The sequence below is a fragment of the Streptomyces sp. XM83C genome, assembly GCF_023072675.1.
GTDB lineage: Bacteria > Actinomycetota > Actinomycetes > Streptomycetales > Streptomycetaceae > Streptomyces > Streptomyces thermocoprophilus.
Genome location: NZ_JALLGL010000027.1, coordinates 1 through 18,086 on the forward strand (window position 1 = coordinate 1; position 18,086 = coordinate 18,086).

General features: G+C 72.2%; 17 protein-coding genes and 1 pseudogene. 10 read left to right on the forward strand and 8 right to left on the reverse strand.

Annotated features, from left to right (window positions below; all coding sequences use genetic code 11):
- Window positions 1-41: 41 nt before the first annotated feature.
- From MTQ10_RS05575 to MTQ10_RS05590, 4 genes are all read right to left on the reverse strand, one after another.
- Window positions 42-527, reverse strand: a complete 486-nt coding sequence (locus MTQ10_RS05575; RefSeq protein WP_247462853.1) for a hypothetical protein — start codon at window positions 525-527, stop codon at window positions 42-44.
- Between the two features lie 19 nt (window positions 528-546).
- The gene (locus MTQ10_RS05580; protein ID WP_247462854.1) at window positions 547-741 is read right to left on the reverse strand and encodes a hypothetical protein; all 195 of its coding nucleotides are present in this window, start codon (window positions 739-741) and stop codon (window positions 547-549) included.
- Between the two features lie 189 nt (window positions 742-930).
- Window positions 931-1,365: an HD domain-containing protein gene (locus MTQ10_RS05585; protein WP_247462892.1), complete on the reverse strand. Its 435-nt coding sequence runs from the start codon at window positions 1,363-1,365 to the stop codon at window positions 931-933.
- 102 nt (window positions 1,366-1,467) lie between these two features.
- The gene (locus MTQ10_RS05590; RefSeq protein WP_247462855.1) at window positions 1,468-2,646 is read right to left on the reverse strand and encodes a PP2C family protein-serine/threonine phosphatase; all 1,179 of its coding nucleotides are present in this window, start codon (window positions 2,644-2,646) and stop codon (window positions 1,468-1,470) included.
- Between the two features lie 162 nt (window positions 2,647-2,808).
- Between MTQ10_RS05590 and MTQ10_RS05595 the strand changes: the two genes are divergently transcribed.
- Window positions 2,809-4,065 carry a GNAT family N-acetyltransferase gene (locus tag MTQ10_RS05595; RefSeq protein ID WP_247462856.1) on the forward strand — a complete coding sequence of 419 codons (1,257 nt, stop codon included), beginning with the start codon at window positions 2,809-2,811 and terminating at the stop codon, window positions 4,063-4,065.
- A 40-nt stretch (window positions 4,066-4,105) separates the two neighbouring features.
- Here MTQ10_RS05595 and MTQ10_RS05600 read toward each other — a convergent pair whose 3' ends face one another.
- Together MTQ10_RS05600 and MTQ10_RS05605 are read right to left on the reverse strand one after the other, a co-directional pair.
- Window positions 4,106-4,915: an Fpg/Nei family DNA glycosylase gene (locus MTQ10_RS05600; RefSeq protein ID WP_247462857.1), complete on the reverse strand. Its 810-nt coding sequence runs from the start codon at window positions 4,913-4,915 to the stop codon at window positions 4,106-4,108.
- Between the two features lie 143 nt (window positions 4,916-5,058).
- Window positions 5,059-5,547, reverse strand: a complete 489-nt coding sequence (locus MTQ10_RS05605; protein WP_247462858.1) for a ribose-5-phosphate isomerase — start codon at window positions 5,545-5,547, stop codon at window positions 5,059-5,061.
- 234 nt (window positions 5,548-5,781) lie between these two features.
- On the opposite strand from MTQ10_RS05605, the gene MTQ10_RS05610 reads away from it, so the two are divergent.
- Complete coding sequence (locus MTQ10_RS05610; protein WP_247462859.1) at window positions 5,782-7,236, forward strand: amino acid permease; 1,455 nt, start codon at window positions 5,782-5,784, stop codon at window positions 7,234-7,236.
- 111 nt (window positions 7,237-7,347) lie between these two features.
- On the opposite strand, the gene MTQ10_RS05615 is transcribed toward MTQ10_RS05610, so the two are convergent.
- The gene (locus tag MTQ10_RS05615) at window positions 7,348-9,147 is read right to left on the reverse strand and encodes a serine/threonine-protein kinase (RefSeq protein ID WP_247462860.1); all 1,800 of its coding nucleotides are present in this window, start codon (window positions 9,145-9,147) and stop codon (window positions 7,348-7,350) included.
- Window positions 9,148-9,398: 251 nt separating this feature from the next.
- Between MTQ10_RS05615 and MTQ10_RS05620 the strand changes: the two genes are divergently transcribed.
- Window positions 9,399-10,115 carry an LPXTG cell wall anchor domain-containing protein gene (locus MTQ10_RS05620; RefSeq protein ID WP_247462861.1) on the forward strand — a complete coding sequence of 239 codons (717 nt, stop codon included), beginning with the start codon at window positions 9,399-9,401 and terminating at the stop codon, window positions 10,113-10,115.
- Window positions 10,116-10,173: 58 nt separating this feature from the next.
- Window positions 10,174-11,489, forward strand: a pseudogene (locus tag MTQ10_RS05625) (FAD-binding oxidoreductase).
- A gap of 97 nt (window positions 11,490-11,586) precedes the next feature.
- Here MTQ10_RS05625 and MTQ10_RS05630 read toward each other — a convergent pair.
- Window positions 11,587-12,168, reverse strand: coding sequence for a biotin transporter BioY (locus MTQ10_RS05630; RefSeq protein WP_247462862.1), 582 nt, complete (start codon window positions 12,166-12,168; stop codon window positions 11,587-11,589).
- A gap of 310 nt (window positions 12,169-12,478) precedes the next feature.
- Between MTQ10_RS05630 and MTQ10_RS31590 the strand changes: the two genes are divergently transcribed.
- The 6 genes from MTQ10_RS31590 (at window position 12,479) to MTQ10_RS05655 (ending at window position 18,063) form a co-directional block, all read left to right on the forward strand.
- The gene (locus MTQ10_RS31590) at window positions 12,479-12,565 is read left to right on the forward strand and encodes a putative leader peptide (RefSeq protein ID WP_356758691.1); all 87 of its coding nucleotides are present in this window, start codon (window positions 12,479-12,481) and stop codon (window positions 12,563-12,565) included.
- Between the two features lie 72 nt (window positions 12,566-12,637).
- Window positions 12,638-13,837, forward strand: coding sequence for an ROK family protein (locus MTQ10_RS05635; protein ID WP_247462863.1), 1,200 nt, complete (start codon window positions 12,638-12,640; stop codon window positions 13,835-13,837).
- Between the two features lie 203 nt (window positions 13,838-14,040).
- Window positions 14,041-15,105 carry an ABC transporter substrate-binding protein gene (locus tag MTQ10_RS05640; protein ID WP_247462866.1) on the forward strand — a complete coding sequence of 355 codons (1,065 nt, stop codon included), beginning with the start codon at window positions 14,041-14,043 and terminating at the stop codon, window positions 15,103-15,105.
- 5 nt (window positions 15,106-15,110) lie between these two features.
- Window positions 15,111-15,968 carry an ABC transporter permease gene (locus tag MTQ10_RS05645; RefSeq protein WP_247462868.1) on the forward strand — a complete coding sequence of 286 codons (858 nt, stop codon included), beginning with the start codon at window positions 15,111-15,113 and terminating at the stop codon, window positions 15,966-15,968.
- Window positions 15,944-16,678 carry an ABC transporter ATP-binding protein gene (locus MTQ10_RS05650; protein ID WP_247462869.1) on the forward strand — a complete coding sequence of 245 codons (735 nt, stop codon included), beginning with the start codon at window positions 15,944-15,946 and terminating at the stop codon, window positions 16,676-16,678. The genes MTQ10_RS05645 and MTQ10_RS05650 overlap by 25 nt, the downstream gene beginning before the upstream one ends.
- Entirely contained in the window at window positions 16,675-18,063 is a 1,389-nt protein-coding gene (locus MTQ10_RS05655; protein WP_247462871.1) for an LLM class flavin-dependent oxidoreductase, read from the forward strand. The genes MTQ10_RS05650 and MTQ10_RS05655 overlap by 4 nt, the downstream gene beginning before the upstream one ends.
- The last annotated feature ends 23 nt before the right edge of the window (window positions 18,064-18,086 follow it).

An 18,086-nucleotide genomic window follows, 5' to 3' on the forward strand; every position in this document is an offset into this window, starting at 1 on the left:
CGGGCACGGGGGCGCGGGGGTTTTGCTGCGGGTGGCCGGGGTCAGCGGCCGGTGGCGCGGGCCCGGTAGTCGTGGATGAGTGCGAGCTTGCGGGCGAAGCCGGGGTCGTCGGGGGTGCTGGTGTGGGCCCCGGGGACCGTGCGGGTCCTGCCGTGGAGCTGGATGAGGTGTATCTGCCAGTAGGTGCCGCCGCGTGTGGTGTGCCGGCGTTCCTGGACGGCCGCGATCTCGGACCAGGGAACGAAGCGGCGCCCGAGGACCGTGTGGAACTCCATGCCCGCGGCGGTGAGCAGGGTCGCTCCCGTGGCGTGGTGGTACATGTTCAGGGAAACGACCACGACGAAGACAGCGCCCAGCGTGCCCCACCACCAGCGCGTGGCGGGCGGGGCGACGAGCACCGCCACCACCATGAGACCGACGAGAGCCGCGGCGGCGATGCCCGTGCGCCGCTGGTACCGGGCGCGTTCGGTTGCGTCGAGGCGGATCCAGGCCGTCTGCCCGTCCGGTGTGCCCTGCCCCTGAGGCATACGAGCGTCCCTCCGCGGATCAGAAGCTGATCGAGTTGATCGACTGCGCTATCGAGTCGAGGAAGCGCTGGATCGACGGGGCCATGCCGGTGGAAGCGAGGAAGAAGCCGAAGAGGATGGCCACGATGGCGGGTCCGGCCTTGATGGAGCCGGCGCGGATCATCACCACCAGGATGATCGCCAACAGCAGCACGACGGACAGTGAAATGGCCACAACTGATCACACCCTCGGTCGGTCCGCTCTCCCGGCCCGGGGAGGTGCGACCCCGCACGCCCCCGCAGCACCATCGTGCCACCAACCCGGCCGCCTCATGCAGCGTGTGACACATCGTCGGTCCCAGCCGCCGTCAGGAGGCAGGATGTTGGGGAATTGGTGGGGTTTTGCGGTGATTCGTGCGGTCGGTCAGGCGAGCCCCAGCAGGGCGCGCATCCGGGCGTACTTCTCGGTGAGGCGGGCACGGGTGGCGTCGTCCAGGACGGCGAGCCGGGCCGGGTCCGCGTTGTGCGCCAGGTCGGACTCCTTCACCAGGAGGGCGCCGGGGGTGGCGAGGATGCGCCGCGCGTAGGCCTCGGGCGACTCGCCGGGCCGTTTGGTGACCGCGCGGACGACCGCCTTCGTACGGGGGCTCAGCGCGGCCTGTTCGAGCCACTCCTCGGACAGTTTGTCGTCCTCGACGGCGTCGTGCAGCCAGGCCGCCGCGATCTGGTCGGCGTCGCCGCCCCGGGCGCGCACGCCCTCGGCGACGGCCCGCAGATGCTCGGCGTAGGGCCGTCCGGCCTTGTCGGTCTGGCCTTCGTGGGCGGCGCGGGCGAGGGCCTCCACCTCGGCCAGGGACAGCGTGCCGGTGCCGGTGTCGGGGGTGGTTCCCCTGCCGGCGTCGGACTCTGTGCTCGCGTTCGGGGTCTCGGTCACCCGGCCAGTGTGGCAGCCGGCGTCCCGTCAGCGTGCGGCCGCCGCCGTCGGGCCCTCGCGGCAGATCAGCAGCAGCGCCCGGTCGTCGTTGACGTCCTTGGCGACGGCCTCGATGAGATGCCAGGCGGCACCGTGGAAGCCGCCGGGGACGTAGCGGTCGGCCTCGCCGGTGAGGCGGTCGATGCCCTCGACGATGTCCCGGTCGGAGGTCTCCACGAGGCCGTCGGTGAACAGCATCAGCACATCACCGGGGCGCAGGGAGCCCTTCACCGGGTCGAACTGGGCGCCGTCGTACACACCGAGGAGGGGGCCCTCGGCGGCCTTCTCCTCCCAGCGTCCGCTGCCCGCGCTGAGCTGGAGGCCGGGCGGGTGGCCCGCGGAGTACAGCTCGTAGTCGCCGGTGTCGAGGTCCAGGACGAGATGGATGGAGGTGGCGAAGCCCTCCTCCCATTCCTGGCGCAGCAGATAGCCGTTGGCGGCGGGCAGGAAGGCGTGCGGGGGCAGGGAGCCGAGCAGTCCGCCGAACGCGCCGGACAGCAGCAGGGCGCGCGAACCGGCGTCCATGCCCTTGCCGGAGACGTCGGTGAGGACGACCTCCAGGGTGCGGCCGCCGTTGGTGCGGGCGGCGACGACGAAGTCGCCGGAGAAGGACTGGCCGCCGGCCGGGCGCAGCGCCATCTCGTGGTGCCAGCCGCGGGGCAGCCGGGGCAGCTTGCTCTGGACGCGGATGCGTTCGCGCAGGTCGAACAGCATGGTGCCGCCGCGCCGCCAGGGCACGCCGACGCGGCTGCGGAACTGGGCGATGAGCAGGCCGACGAAGCCGCAGGCGGCGACGACCAGGACGGTGCCGGGGGTGACTCTGGAGGGTCCTTCGGTGTACGGCCCGAGCCGTACCGATTCGACGATGAGGGCGGTGGCGGCAGCGGCGTACAGGCCGAGCAGGCTGGCCGGGCGCAGCAGCAGGCCGCCCGCGACGATGGGCAGGACCAGGGCGGCGGGTGAGACCCACACGGGGTCGACGAGGGTGAGGCTCGCGATGAGCGGGATGGTGAGGAAGAGCCCGGCCAGGGCGACCCAGTCGGAGCCGTCGCCGCGGAAGTAGTCGACGGCGGCTCTGCGCACGCCGACGCGGACCCGGTGCCACTGCATCTTCCACCGGGCCGAAAACGTGTCGGCCGCCGCGCGCCGTTCTCGTCCTTCTGCCATCAGTTCGGGACCCTATCCATCGAACCTGGCACTCGGTACGGGAGGTCCCACTTGTCCCCCGTCCGAGGTCGGACTTCACAGTGAACTTCACGGGCGGCCGGTGTGCGGGCGTCGTGGGGAAATTCCCTGGCCCGGTTTGCGGGGCGCTGATAGGGATGTCGCATGACGACTGACGTGACGGCGGGCTCCGCGATCGAGCTGCGCGGGCTGAGGCAGGACGAGTGGGATGCCGCCTACGACCATCTGCTCCGCGCGTTCGGCGGGGCCACCGAGTCGGCCGAGGAGCGCGCACTGTGGCGCGAACTGACCGAGTTCGACCGCTTTCTTACGGCTTGGGACGGGGACGAGGTCGTGGGTACGGCCGGGGCGTTCTCGTTCCGGATGACGATGCCGGGTGGTGCCGCGGTGCCGGCCGCGGGCGTCACGATGGTCAGTGTGGCGGCGACGCACCGGCGGCGCGGGGTGCTGACGTCGATGATGCGCCGGCAGCTGGAGGACGTACGGCGGCGGGGGGAGCCGCTGGCGGTGCTGATGGCGTCGGAGCCTGCCATCTACGGCCGGTTCGGGTACGGTGCGGCGGCCTTCCAGGTCAGCGCGGAGATCGACATCTCCCGGGTGTCGCTGTCGGTGCCGGAAGGCACGGACGGCGTACGGGTGCGGTACGCCGAGCCGGGTGCCGTCCTGGACGCGTGCGAGCGGGTGTACGCGGCGAACGTGCCGCGGCGGCCGGGGATGCTGGCCCGCCACCGGCCGGGCTGGGAGCGGATGGGGCTGCTGGACGCGGAGAGCGACCGTGACGGGGCGTCGGCGTTGCAGTGCGTGGTGGCGGAGCGGGACGGGCAGGTCGTCGGATTCGCCCGGTTCCGTACGAAGTTGGGGTGGGGGCCGAGCGGGCACGACGGCACGGTGCTGTTGCAGGAGCTGGCGGGTCTCGACCCGGCGGCGGAGGCGGCGCTGTGGCGGTTCCTGTTCGGTATCGACCTGATGTCGACGCTGAAGGTGCGGGGACGTCCGGTGGACGAGGCCTGGCAGTACCAGGTGTCGGACATCCGGCGGTGTCTGCCGCGGCTGCGGGACCAGTTGTACGTCCGCCCCGTCGAGGTGGGGGCGGCGCTGGCGGCGCGGACGTATCAGGTGCCGGTGGATGTGGTGCTGGAGGTCGAGGACTCCTTCTGCCCGTGGAACGAGGGGCGCTGGCGGCTGACGGGCGACGCGAAGGGCGCGGTGTGCGAGCGCACCCGGGACGCCGCGGATCTCGCCCTGTCGGTACGGGAGTTGGGCGCGGCCTGCCTCGGCGGTGTGTCGTTGGCCGGGCTGGCGGCGGCGGGCCGGGTGCGGGAGCTGCGGCAGGGCGCGTTGCAGGAGGCGGCCACCGCGTTCGGCTCGACGGTCGCGCCGTGGGCGCCGCACGGGTTCTAGAGCGCGGGTCCAGCAGCGCCGACGTGCCGTGCCGGCGGGGTCAGTTGCGCTGGCAGGTGGGGCACCAGAAGAGGTTGCGGGCGGCGAGGCCGGCGGTGCGGATCTCGTCGCCGCAGATGTGGCAGGGCTGCGCGGCCCGGCGGTAGACGTACACCTCGCCGCCGTGGTCGTCGACGCGGGGCGGGCGGCCCATCGCCTCCGGGGTGTGCTCGGGGCGGACGGTGTCGATGCGGTTGTTCCGTACACCTTCGCGCATGAGGGCGACCAGGTCGTCCCAGAGGGCGCGCCACAGGTCCGGTGTGATGTCCTTGCCGGGCGTGTAGGGGTCGACGCCGTGCCGGAAGAGGACCTCGGCGCGGTAGACGTTGCCGACGCCGGCGATGACCTTCTGGTCCATGAGCAGCGCGGCGATCGTGGTGCGGCTGCGGGCGACACGGCGGTGGGCCGCGTCCGGGTCGGCGTCGTCGCGGAGCGGGTCGGGGCCGAGGCGGTCGTGTATCGCGTGCTTCTCGGTGTCGGTGATCAGGGCGCAGGTGGTGGGCCCGCGCAGGTCGGCCCAGGCGGTGTCGTTCGCGAGGCGCAGCCGGACGGTGTCGGTGGGCGGGGGCGCCGGGGCGTCGCCGAAGGCCACCTTGCCGAACAGGCCGAGGTGGATGTGGACCCAGTCGGCGTCGCGGAACCGCAGGAACAGATGCTTGCCGTGGGCCTCGGTGGCGGTGAGGGGGGCGCCGCTGAGCAGGTCGGCGGCGTCGGAGAACTTGCCCTGGGGGCTGGTGACGCGCGGCGCGGTGCCGCGGAAGCGGTCGGCGTAGTCCTGCGCCAGCCGGTGAATGGTGTGCCCCTCCGGCACGGTGTGCGTCCCTTCCGGCCCCTGGTTCCGCGGCGGCCCGTGAGGGCGTCACGGCGGTGACCGCGACGGCGGCTGTGCGGTCGGCGGGGCGCGTCTCGGCCCTGCGGGCGGGCCCGTGGTTCGGGCCCGCCGCCGGTGTGCGGTCAGTCCTGCTGCGGGTGGTGCGCCGGGATCGGCGGGAGGTCTCCGGTGGTCTCGTACGACGAGAGCATGTCGATGCGGCGGACGTGACGCTCGTCACCGGAGAACGGGGTGTCGAGGAAGACCTCGACGAACTTCGTCGCCTCCTCCTGGGTGTGCATACGGGCGCCGACGGCGACGACGTTGGCGTTGTTGTGCTGCCGGCCGAGCGCGGCGGTCTCCTCGCTCCAGGCGAGGGCCGCCCGCACGCCCTTGACCTTGTTCGCGGCGATCTGCTCGCCGTTGCCGGAGCCGCCGATCACGATGCCGAGGGAGCCGGCGTCGGCGGCGGTGCGCTCGGCCGCGCGCAGGCAGAAGGGCGGGTAGTCGTCCTGGGCGTCGTAGATGTGCGGCCCGCAGTCGACGGGGTCGTGGCCCGCCTCCTTCAGCCACTCGACGAGGTGGTTCTTGAGTTCGAAGCCGGCATGGTCCGAGCCGAGATACACGCGCATGGCACGAGTGTGACATGTGCCGCGCCCGGCGGCAGGGCGGGGTCGTCCGACCAGGACCGCAATCGGAACACTGTGATCCGAACCACAGAACCTCAGGTAAACCTCAAGTTAACGATACGGATTCAAAGGTTCCCGAACTCCGTTGCCTCCGATTCACTGGAGCGCCTCGTACGCCGCGAGTCGTACGGGCGTGAAAGATCCACAAGATCGAACGGCGCAAAGGAAATCCGTCGCATGACCTCGCAGCCGACACTCACCAAGGCCGCGTCCGGCCAGGGAGGCACCGGAGAACCCGGAAGCTCCGGGTCCGGTCTCCACGCGGGCCTCAAGAACCGCCATCTCTCCATGATCGCCATCGGTGGTGTCATCGGCGCGGGCCTCTTCGTGGGGTCCAGCACCGGCATCGCCACCGCCGGCCCCGGCATCCTCCTCTCGTACGCGCTCGTCGGCACGCTCGTGGTGCTGGTGATGCGCATGCTGGGCGAGATGTCCGCGGCCAACCCGACCTCGGGTTCGTTCTCCGCGCACGCCGACCGTGCGCTCGGCCCCTGGGCCGGTTTCTCCATCGGCTGGCTCTACTGGTTCTTCTGGGTCGTCGTGCTCGCCGTCGAGGCGACCGCCGGAGCGAAGATCCTGGAGGGCTGGATCCCGGCCGTCCCGCAGTGGGGCTGGGCCCTGATCGTGATGACGGTGCTCACCGCCACCAACCTGGTCTCGGTGGGCTCCTACGGCGAGTTCGAGTTCTGGTTCGCCGGCATCAAGGTCGTCGCCATCGGCGCGTTCATCGTGATCGGCGGGCTGGCCGTGTTCGGTGTGCTGCCCGGCGTGGACAGCGACAAGGCGAGCCTGTCCAACCTCACGGACCACGGCGGCTTCCTGCCCAACGGGCCCGGAGCCATCCTCACCGGTGTGCTGCTCGTCGTGTTCTCCTTCATGGGCAGCGAGATCGCCACGCTCGCCGCCGGTGAGTCGGAGGACCCGCAGCGGGCCGTCACCAAGTCCACCAACAGCATCATCTGGCGCATCGGTGTCTTCTACCTGGGCTCGGTCCTGGTCGTGGTCACACTGCTGCCGTGGGACGACGAGTCGATCGCCGACAAGGGCTCGTACGTCGCCGCCCTGGACTCCCTGGGTATCGCGCACGCCGGGCAGATCATGAACTTCATCGTGCTGACGTCGGTGCTGTCCTGCCTCAACTCCGGCCTGTACACGGCCTCCCGCATGGCGTTCTCGCTCGGTGAGCGCGGTGACGCGCCGCGCGCGTTCGCCCGTACGACGAGCCGGGGCGTGCCGCAGACGGCGATCCTCGTGTCGGTCGTGTTCGGTTTCGTCGCGGTGTTCTTCAACTACAAGTTCCCCGACACCGTCTTCCTCTTCCTGCTCAACTCCTCCGGCGCGGTCGCGCTGTTCGTATGGCTGGTCATCTGCTTCTCGCAACTGCGGATGCGGAAGATCATCCAGCGGGAGGCGCCGGAGAAGCTGGTCGTGAAGATGTGGCTGTACCCGTATCTGACGTGGGGGACGGCCACGCTGATCGTGTCCGTGTTCGGCTACATGCTGACGGACACCGAGCACGACGGCCGCGAGACCGTGCTGCTGTCGATGCTCGTCGCGGCGATCGTGCTGGTGATCGCCGTGGTCAAGCAGCAGGTCCTCGCGAGGCGGTCGAAGGCGCCCGCCGACCACTGACCGGTGAACCGGCCGGTGATCCGGCCGATGATCCGGCCGGTGTCGCGCCGGGACCGGCGAGGGCCGGTTCCGGCGGCCGGCCGGGCGGGCGTGTGACGGGAACCGGAGGACTCAGAGGACCGTGAAGCTGTCCTTCACGTCCTCGTAGATCCGCAGCGCCCGCTGCTCCGCGCCCGGCCGGTACCAGGTGTTCACCTGGTACGTCCGCCCTCCGGTGGTGAAACCGAGCAGGTGGGCGTGCCAGGGGGCACCGTCCAGCACGAACGTGTACTCCCACACCACCGCCGGATGACCGCGGTACGTCGTCTCCTCCAGCCGGATCTTGCGGTACTCCCGGCCGCGCTGGGCGTCGCGTTCGGACTTCTCCCAGTTGTCGATGAGCCGGCCCCGCGACAACGAGGCCTTGGCCGCCAGCTCCTGCGTCCCGTCCGGGGACGTGTAGTGCACCTCGGAGCCCGTGCGCACGTTCCGGCGCCACCCCTCGGGCGTGACCCACGCGAATCCGCCCGCCTCCCGGTGGGCGCCCGGCGGCAGTGTCGGGGCCCGGGAGGTGCCCGCGACGGTGGGTGCCGGCGAGGACGCCGACGGCGAGGAGGCGGACACCGGGACCGACGAGCCGCCCTTGCCCTGTGCCGGGGTCTCGTCGTCGCCGGGCAGCACCGTCACCGCCACGGCCGCGACCGCGACGGCCGCCAGCACACCCACGGCCGCGGTCAGGGCCGTACGACGCCGGAAGCGGGGGGCGGACGCGCCGGGCGGGCCCGGCAGCTCCGGGCGCCTGGTGGTCGCGGTGGTCGCCGAGTGGGGGGACACCGTCGAGGTGAGCGCCGGGTGCGGCGGCCGTGAAGCGGGGGGTGAGGGTTGCGGGGTCGGCTGCGGCAGTGGCTGTTGCCCGGCCGGTTCCGGATGCGGGGTGTGCCGTACCGGCTCCGGGGGTGCGGCCGGCGGCGCGGAGGCGGATGGCCCGGCCGGCAGGCGCGGGTCGGGCGGTGTGCGGGCAGGCGGGGCGTCCCGAGGCTCCGGCGGCGGCTCTCCGCGCCCCGGCCTCTCCCCCGCTGCCGGCCCCTGGGTCGCCGGGAATCCCTCCTTCGCCGGGAGCGGGGCCGCAAGCCCCTCCACCACCGTCCGCTCCCCCGCCGTCCTTTCCGCCGCGTCCGTCCCGGCCGGCTCGGCCACCGCCCGCAGGGCCTCCTCCACGGCGTCCAGGGCGGGCCGGGCCGCCGGCTCCTTGTGCAGCAGGGCCTCCAGCAGCGGCCTCAACGGGCCCGCCCCGTCGGGCAGTCGGGGCTCGTCGTGGAGGACGGCGACGAGGGTGGCCATGGTCGTCTCACGGGAGAACGGGGAGTGGCCCGCGAGCGCCGCGCAGAGGGTGGCGCCCAGGGACCACAGGTCGGACGGCGGCCCCTGCCTGCGGCCGGAGATGCGCTCGGGGGCCATGTAGTCGGGTGAGCCGACCAGCACGCCTGCCATGGTGAGGGCCTTGGTGTCCTGGATCGCGGCGATGCCGAAGTCGGTGAGGACGATCCGGTCGTTGTCCGTGTCGACCAGGACGTTGGCGGGTTTGATGTCGCGGTGCAGGACGCCTCGCGCGTGCACCTGACGCAGTGCCGCGACCAGGCCGAGGCCGATCCGTGCCGCCTCCCGCGGGTCGAGGGCGCGTTCGGCCGTCAGGCGCTCCAGGGACCGGCCGCCGACCAGCTCCATGACGATCCACAGGCGCTCGCCCTCGTCCACGACGTCGTATACCCGGACGACGTTCGGGTGGTCGATCCGCGCCGTGGCGCGGGCCTCGCGCAGGGTGCGTTCGCGCCGGGTCCGCTCGTCCTCGGCGTCCTGGCCGTCGATGCGTATCTCCTTCACCGCGACCAGCCGGTCGAGGATTTCGTCGACCGCACGCCACACGCGTCCCATTCCTCCCCGGCCGATACTCTCGACCAGCCGGTAACGGTCCGCAACGAGCAGCCCGGGAATTCCTTCCCGGCCCGCGGCCCCGTTCTCTCCCGTATTCCCCACCATTTCCGCCGCACCCCCTCGAAGACCGCCCCCGGTAAACACAACGGCCACAGTTCACGCCGTACCAGCATAGTGTGGAGAAATCTTGTGGTACCTCTTCAAGTACTGCGAATTCAGGCGCAGTCCAGGGGGAGGCAAGGGGGACGAACATGAGTTCTCGTCGTACGACGATGTTCGCGGCAGCGCTGGTCGCGTCAGCCTTATCGGCGGTGACGGTGCTGTCCGGGCCGGCGCTCGCCGATGACCAGGGGCCGGGCAGCAGCAAAGGGGGAAAAGTCATGGACCCGGCACCGGCGGGCGTGGAACTGACCACGCTGCTGCCGGAGAAGATCTCGGTCGACAACAATTCGCACAAATCAACGATCACCGCGACGGTGAAGAACACCGGCAGCAAGGACAGCGATGACATCCGACTATTGGTGGTCGGTTTCGAAGGCCTCCGGATCGATGACGTGAAGGGCTGCTCGGCCCTCGCCGAAAAGGATCTGCCGGAAGGTTCGAACAGCGCTTTCAGCTGCCCCGTGGGACCTCTCGCGTCCGGTGCCTCGAAGTCGTACACGGTCGACGCCAGTTATGACCTGAACAAGAAGGGAAGGATCTGCCTGCCCGTTCGGACGAGCGACGGGAAGAAGACGTTCTGGCAGCAGGGGCCGGTGCCGTTCGGTACGACGAACCCGTCGCCGGACGCCCCCACGACCCCGCTCCTCCTCGGCACCGACAATGTGCCGGCCGCGCCCGGCGCCGACGAGCTGCCGAAGACCGGTGCCGGCGAGGCCGCGGTGCCTCTGGGGGCCGGGGCCGGAGCGCTGGTCGCGGCCGGGGCCGCCGGGATGTGGTGGGCGCGCCGGCGCCGCACCCAGGGGTGAGAGAGGCCGGGCGGATAACCTGACGGTCGTTGTCAGGTTATCCGCGCATGCTCGGGCCATGGACACGTTCACCGACTCCGGCACGCTCAGCGGTCCGACCGTCCTGCGACCCGGCGACGCCGGGTACGAGGAGGAGACCCCCGGATTCCAGCTCGCCTTCGACCAGCGGCCCGACCTGGTCGTCCCCGCCGCCCGGCCCGAGGACGTGGCCGCCGCCGTGCGGTACGCGGCCGGGCGGGGGCTGCGGGTCGGCGTGCACGCCACCGGGCACGGGCTGCCCGGCGCCCGGCGCGGCGGGCTGCTGGTCACCACGCGGCGGCTGGACCGGCTCACCGTGGACCCCGTCGCACGCACCGTCCGCGTCGGCGCGGGCGTGCGCTGGGGCGCGGTGGTGGCCGCCGCCGCGCCCCACGGGCTGGCGCCGCTCAACGGCTCCGCCCCGTCCGTGGGCGTCGTCGGCTACACGCCGGGCGGCGGACTGGGGCTGCTCGCCAGGGAGTTCGGCTGGGCCGCCGACCATGTCCGCTCCCTCGACGTCGTCACCGCCGACGGCCGCCTCCGGCACGTCACCGCCGAGACGGAACCCGACCTGTACTGGGGGCTGCTCGGCGGCGGGCCCGGCCTCGGTGTCGTCATCGGGCTGGAGACCGCGCTGGTCCCGGTGCGCACGCTGACGGCGGCTCGCTCTCCTACGACGGGCGGGTGGTGGACCCGGCGGCCCTGCTGCGCGCCTGGGCCAAGTGGACACGGACCGTGCCGTCCGGCCTGACGTCGTCGTTAGCGGCCGTACCGTACCCGGACGTCCCGGCGCTGCCGCACCATCTGCGGGGGCGGTACGTGCTGTCGGTGCGCATCGCCTGGACGGGCGGTGACGGGGAGCGGCTGACGGCCCCGCTGCGCCAGGCGGGGCCGGTGCTGGCCGACACCCTGCGGGAGATGCCGTACACCGACAGCCACACCGTGCACAGCGACCCGGACTTCCCGCACGCCTACTACGGCGACAGCGCCGTCCTGCGGGACCTGGACGCGGACGCGGCCGGTGAGGTGCTGCGCCGCACCGGGCCGGAGGCCGGCCGGATGTGCGTGGTGCAGATCAACCATCTGGGCGGGGCGCTGGCCGAGCCCGCCGCGAACGCGGTGCCGTGGCGGGCCGGACGGTATCTGGTACGGCTGCTGACGGGCGGTGAGCGGGAGGAGGGACGCGCCCTGCTCGACCCGGCGTTCGCGGTGCTCGCCCCGTGGACGCTGGGCCGCAGCCCCAACTTCGCCTTCGGCGCCGGTGACCGCGCCGAGGGGCTGCACGAGCCGGAGACCGCGAAGAGGCTCGCCGGGCTGCGGTCGCGGTACGACCCGGCGGGCCTCTTCGGAGGGTGACGCGCGAGGGGCGGGAACGATCAGGCCCGAGAGACCCGAGCGTTCCCGCCCGTGGACTGCCGTACGGAGGCGGCCTCGTGACGGGCCGCCCGCCCGGCTACTTACGGTCGACGAGCTTCCACGCGGTGGGCAGCAGCCCCATGGCCAGCGCCGCCTTCAGGGCGTCGCCGATCAGGAACGGCGTGAGGCCGGCCGCGATCGCCGCGGTGGCGGACATGCCGGTGGCGAAGGCCAGGTAGGGCACACCGACGGCGTAGATGATCGCCTCGCCGAGCAGCATGGTGCCGGCCGTGCGCCACACATCCCGGTCGCCGCCGCGGCGGGCCAGCGCGCCCACGACGGTCGCGGCGAGCAGCATGCCGAGGACATAGCCGAACGACGGGGCCGCCGCGCCCGAGCCGCCGCCCGCGAACCACGGCACGCCCGCGACACCGGCGAGCGCGTACAGGGCGAGGGAGAGGAAGCCGCGGCCGGCGCCGAGGGAGGTGCCGACGAGCAGCGCGGCGAAGGTCTGGCCGGTGACCGGTACCGGGGTGCCCGGGATCGGCACGGAGAGCTGGGCCGCGAGACCGGTGAGGGCGGCGCCACCGATGACCAGGGCCGCGTCGCGGACGCGGGAGGCCGGCAGCAGGTCGGCGAGGACCTGTCCGGTGCGGACGGAAGTGGCGGCGGTGCTCATGGAGGGTCTCCGCGGGGGTGGACGATCAGGGACACCGTGACGCTATACCGGCGGTCGGCGGGCGATCACCGTCAGCCGCCGACAAAGGGTGCGTCGGCGGCTTGGTGGGCTTCGCACAACGCCCGCGGATCACACCCGGTCGGGCGTGACTCCGGTCACTGAGGTGACGTGGCCGAAGATACGGGAGGGCGCGCACCGGCCGGGTGCGGCGGCTGTGGGGTCCCACCAAACGGCCCGCCCTGTGGGACGACCGTCTCACCCGTCGGTCGGCGTCTGGGCAGCGGTCCGCCGCTTTGCTAGCTTTCCCCGCATGGTTGCCCAGGCCCGGTACTTCTCGTCGCGTCGCCATGTCGATCTGCGACGCGTGAGCACGGCCGCCTGTCGCCGCCCGGAGTGAGGCGGGGCGGAGCGGATCCCGGCCCGCCGATCCTCTCGGCGCAGTGTCGGACCCCTCCCGAGGAAGTGGCCCATGCCCCGTACCGCGACTCCCCTGCCCCTGTCGACCGTTCCCCGTGTCGCCGACCGTGACCGGCGGCGCACCAGCGCCAGCGTCATCCTGCGGTCCGTGCTGGAGCACGGCCCCGTGGCGCGCAGCACCATCGCCCGGCTCACCGGGCTGTCCCCCGCGTCGGTGACCGACTACTGCGCCCTGTTCACCGAGCGCGGCCTGATACGGGAGGCGGCGGCGCCGCGCCGGGCGCGCGGTGCGGGGCGCCCGCATGTGCCGCTCGACGTGGACGACCGCCGGCATCTGGTGGGCGGGGTGCATGTGGCGGTGCCGTACACGACGGTCGCGCTGCTCGATCTGCGCGGCCGGGTCGTCGCCCGGCGTGAGCTGCGGCACGACCGTCCGTCGGACCCGGCGGGTGTGCTGGAGCGGGCCGCGGACGCGCTGGCCGGGCTGCCGGCGTCGGCGCCGGGCGGTCGGCTGCTCGGCATCGGCTGCGCCACGGGCGGCTGGGTGGACCACGAGGCCGGCACGATCGTCGACCATCCGCTGCTGGGCTGGCGGGACGTGCCCGTGCGTGAGGTGCTCGGCGCGCGCACCGGGCTGCCCGTGCATGTGGACGGGCACGCGCGGGCCCTGGTCAACGCGGAGCGGCTGTTCGGGCGGGCCCGGGGCAGCGGCAGCGTGCTGCATCTGTTCGCGGGGAACGTGGTGGACGCGGCGTTCGCCACGCACGACGAGGTGCATCACGGCCCGCGCTCCCAGGCCGGCACGATCGCCCATCTGCCGCTGCCCGGCGGGCAGGAGCCGTGCGCGTGCGGCCGGAAGGGCTGTCTCCAGGCGGAGTTGAGCGAGCGGACGCTGTGCCGCAGGGCCCGGGAGGCGGGCGTGGACGCGGCGAACCCGATGCGTGTGGTGCGTGCCGCGGCGGGCGGGGACGCGGTGGCGGTACGGCTGCTTGTGGAGCGGGCCCGGATGACGGGGCGTGCGGTGGCTCTGCTGCTGGACGTCCTCAACCCGGAGACCGTCGTCGTCACCGAGATCGGGTCGGTCCACCGTGAGGACTGCTTGCGGGAGCTGCGCGCGGCGGTGGGGCCGGAGCGTGCCGCGTCCGTGCTGCCGACGAGTTTCCCGGAGTCGGTGCTGGCCGTGGCCGGCGGGGCGGTCGCGCTGGACGTGCTGTACCGGGACCCGCTGGGCATGTCGCACGGCCTTAATTAATTCAAAAACTCCGAATGTTGACAGGGGTCGTCGATGACCGGGAGCATTCTTTCCATGAGCTGTCGCACTCTTTGTTGCTGACGCGCCGACGCGCCCGGCGCGCGTGATCATCTGCCTGCACCCCTGTTTCCTGTTGCTTCCGCACCGGGGGTGCCGCATGCCTTCTCTCAGCTTTTCTCCATGAATTCTCAGGGAGTTCTCCCATGCCTTCTTCCGGTGTCTTCGGTCTCGACCGGAGACTGTTCCTGACGTCTGTGCTCGGTGCCGCCGCCGCTGTCGCCGGGCTCAGCGGCTGCGCCGGGTCGAGCGCCGCGGCCGACGAGCCCGCCTCCGATGCCCCGTTGCTGGACAAGGTTCCGGCGGGCACCAGTCTGAGCATCGCCTCGTACCAGAACACCCAGCAGTTGCAGTTCGAGCTGGCGAAGCTGCCGCCGCTGCCGTTCAAGGTGTCGAACTGGCTGAACATCGGCGCCGGCCCCGATGTCATCAACGCCTTCCGCGCCAAGTCACTGGACCTCGCGGCCAATGCCGGAATCCCGCCGATCCAGGCGCATTACCAGGGCTTCCGCGCGAAAATCGTGGCGATCAACCTGACCCGCAAACCGAATTATCTGTTCGCCACGAAACCGGGCAGCGACATCCGCGCGGTGGCCGATTTCCGCGGGAGGAAGCTGGCGTTCTCGCAGGGGCAGGCACAGGGTGTGGTGCTGTTGCGGGCGCTGAAGAAGGCGGGGATCTCCTACGACGATGTGACGCTGGTGCCGCTCACCAGCAACCAGTTCCTCACCGCGCTGCAGTCCGGGCAGGTCGACATCGCCCCGCTCGCCAACAGCCAGGCGCCCGCGTATCTGAAGCAGTACGAGGCGAAGGGCGCGCACACCGTCCCCACCGATGTGGTGGACCTGCTGAGTCTGCTGTGGGCGCCGGTGTCCGTGCTGAACGACCGGGCGAAGGCCGCCGCGATCGCCGCGTACATCCCGCAGTGGGCGCGGGGCCTGGTGTGGCAGTACGAGCACCCCGACATCTGGAACCGGGAGTTCTACGTCGGCACGCAGAACCTGACGCCGCAGCAGGCGCGGTCGATCACCGCGCTCGCCAACAAGCCGCTGTTCCCGCCGACGTGGGACGAGGCGATCCGCTGGGAGCAGGAGACCGCCGACCTGCTCGCCGAGGGCGGCTTCGTGAAGCCCTTCGAGGTGGACGACCTCTTCGACCACCGCTTCGAGGGCATCGCGGCCCGCTCCGTACCCGCCGAGTACCGGAAGTGACGGTCATGGCCACCACCACGACGACCACCTCGACCGCCCCGGCGCCCACCGCCGCGCCGCCCGGTGCGCCGGATGCGCGCAGGCGCCGCCGGTCCCTGTCGCCGGGCAGGCGGCTGCCCGCCTCGCGGCTGATCGGCCCGGCGCTGCTGCTGGTGCTGTGGGCGTCCGCGTCCGCCGCGGGCCGGCTGGACCCGGGGGCGGTCCCGGCGCCCTGGACGGTGCTGGAGACCGCCGGCCGGCTGTGGACGGACGGCACCCTGCCGACGGACGTCCTCACCTCGCTGCGGCGCGCCGCGGCCGGTTTCGCGATCGGTCTGACCGCCGGTGTCGTCCTCGCGCTGGTCTCCGGGCTCAGCCGGGTCGGCGAGGCGCTGATCGACGGATCGGTGCAGCTGAACCGGGCGATCCCGACGCTCGGTCTGATCCCGCTGTTCATCCTGTGGCTGGGCATCGGGGAAACCTTCAAGATCGCCATCATCGCGATCGTCGTCTACATCCCGATCTATCTGAACACGCATGCCGCGCTGTCGGGCATCGACCACCGTTTCGTCGAACTGGCCGAGGTGCAGGGCCTGTCCCGGCTGCGGTTCGTCCGGCAGATCGTGATCCCGGGCGCGCTGCCCGGCTTCTTCGTCGGTCTGCGGCTCGGGGTGACCGGCTCCTGGCTGGGCCTGGTCGTGCTGGAGCAGATCAACGCCACCAGCGGTCTCGGCTATCTGATGTTCCAGGCGCAGAACTACGGCCAGTCCGACGTGATCCTGGTCGGTCTGCTCGTGTACGGGGTCTTCGGCCTGGTCTCCGACAGCGCGGTCCGTCTGATCGAACGGAGGGTGCTGTCGTGGCGCCGCACACTGAGCAGCTGACCCGCCCCGCCGTACGGCTGAAGGCGCTGACCCGTTCGTTCGACGGGCGGACCGTCCTCGACGGTGTCGATCTGGAGATCCCCGCCGGGCAGTTCGTCGCCCTGCTCGGGCACAGCGGCTCCGGCAAGAGCACCCTGCTGCGCGCCGTCGCGGGCCTCGACCACGAGGTGGAGGGCAGCGGTGAGCTGATCGCCCCGGAGCGGGTGTCGGTGGTGTTCCAGGACTCGCGGCTGCTGCCGTGGACGCGGGTCCTCGACAACGTGCTGCTCGGCACCGACGGCAAGGAGGCCGCCGCGAAGGGCCGTGCGGCGCTCGCCGAGGTCGGACTCGCCGGCCGGGAGCGGTCCTGGCCCGGTGAGCTGTCCGGCGGTGAGGCGCAGCGGGCGGCGTTGGCCCGCTCCCTGGTCCGCGAACCGGAACTGCTGCTGGCCGACGAGCCGTTCGGGGCGCTGGACGCGCTCACCCGGATACGGATGCACGGCCTGCTGCGCGAGCTGTGGGAGCGGCACCGGCCGTCGGTGCTGCTCGTGACGCATGACGTGAACGAGGCGATCGTGCTCGCCGATCGAGTCCTCGTCCTCGAGAAGGGCCGTATCGGCCTCGACCTGACCATCGACCGACCCCATCCGCGTTCGTCCGGCGATCCGCGGCTCGGGGAGTACCGGGAGCGGCTGCTGGCCGCGCTCGGCGTGACGGAGGACCTCAAGTGACCACCCGCACCTTGCATCTGAACGCGTTCCTGATGAGCACCGGCCACCACGAGGCGTCGTGGCGGCTGCCGGAGAGCGACCCGCACGCCCATGTGGATCTCGCGCACTATGTGCGGCTGGCGCGGATCGCGGAGCGCGGGACGTTCGACTCGCTGTTCCTGGCCGACGGGCCGCAGCTGTGGAACAGCGTGGGGCAGCGTCCGTCGGGTGTGCTGGAGCCGCTGACGCTGCTGACGGCGCTGGCGACGGCGACCGAGCACATCGGGCTGATCGCGACGGCGTCCACGTCGTACAACTCGCCGTACAACCTGGCCCGCCGTTTCGCGTCGCTGGACGTCGTCAGCGGCGGCCGGGCCGGCTGGAACATCGTCACCACCGCCGGCCGGGAGGCCGCCCGCAACTTCGGCCGGGACGAGGAGCCGGCGCACGCCGAGCGGTACGCGCGTGCCGCGGAGTTCGTCGAGGTGTCGAAGAAGCTGTGGGACAGCTGGGAGGACGACACGGTCGTCGCCGACAAGGAGGCCGGTGTCTGGGGCGACGACGGCAAGATCCACCCGCCCCGGCACGAGGGCACGTATTTCAAGGTGGCGGGCGCGCTGAACGTGCCGCGCACCCCGCAGGGCTATCCGCTGCTGGTGCAGGCCGGTTCCAGCGAGGACGGCAAGGCGTTCGCCGCCCGGTACGCGGAGGCGGTGTTCACCGCGCAGCAGACGCTAGAGGACGCGCAGGCGTTCTACGCCGACCTGAAGGCGCGGACCGCGGCGGCCGGGCGGAACCCGGATCACATCAAGGTGCTGCCGGGCATCGTGCCGATCCTCGGTTCGACCGAGGCGGAGGCGCGGGCGGCAGAGCAGGTGCTGGAGGACCACATCGTGCACCGGCACGCGGTGACGCGGCTGGAGAGCCTGCTTCAGTTGCCGCCGGGCACGCTGGAGCTGGACGCCGGGCTGCCGGCGGATCTGCCGCCGGAGGACGCCGTGGAGGGCGCCAAGAGCCGGTACACGCTCGTCGTGGAGCTGGCGCGGCGTGAGCGGCTGACGGTGCGTCAGCTGATCGGGCGGCTCGGCGGCGGGCGCGGGCACTTCACGCTCGCGGGCACGCCGGAGCAGGTCGCCGACACCATCGAGACCTGGTTCACGCGGGGCGCGGCGGACGGTTTCAACATCATGCCAGCGGTGCTGCCGTCCGGTCTGGACGCGTTCGTCGACCAGGTCGTGCCGATCCTGCGGGCGCGCGGCCTGTTCCGCACCGAGTACGGGCCCCGGCAGACGCTGCGTTCCCGCTACGGCCTGCCCCGCCCCGCCAACCAGTACACCGTCGCCGGCGCGTCCTCCGGCGGCACGGAGAACAGCCCGGCCGGCCGACCCGCCGCGGCCCTCGTCTGAGCGGCCCCGCACACAAGGAGAGG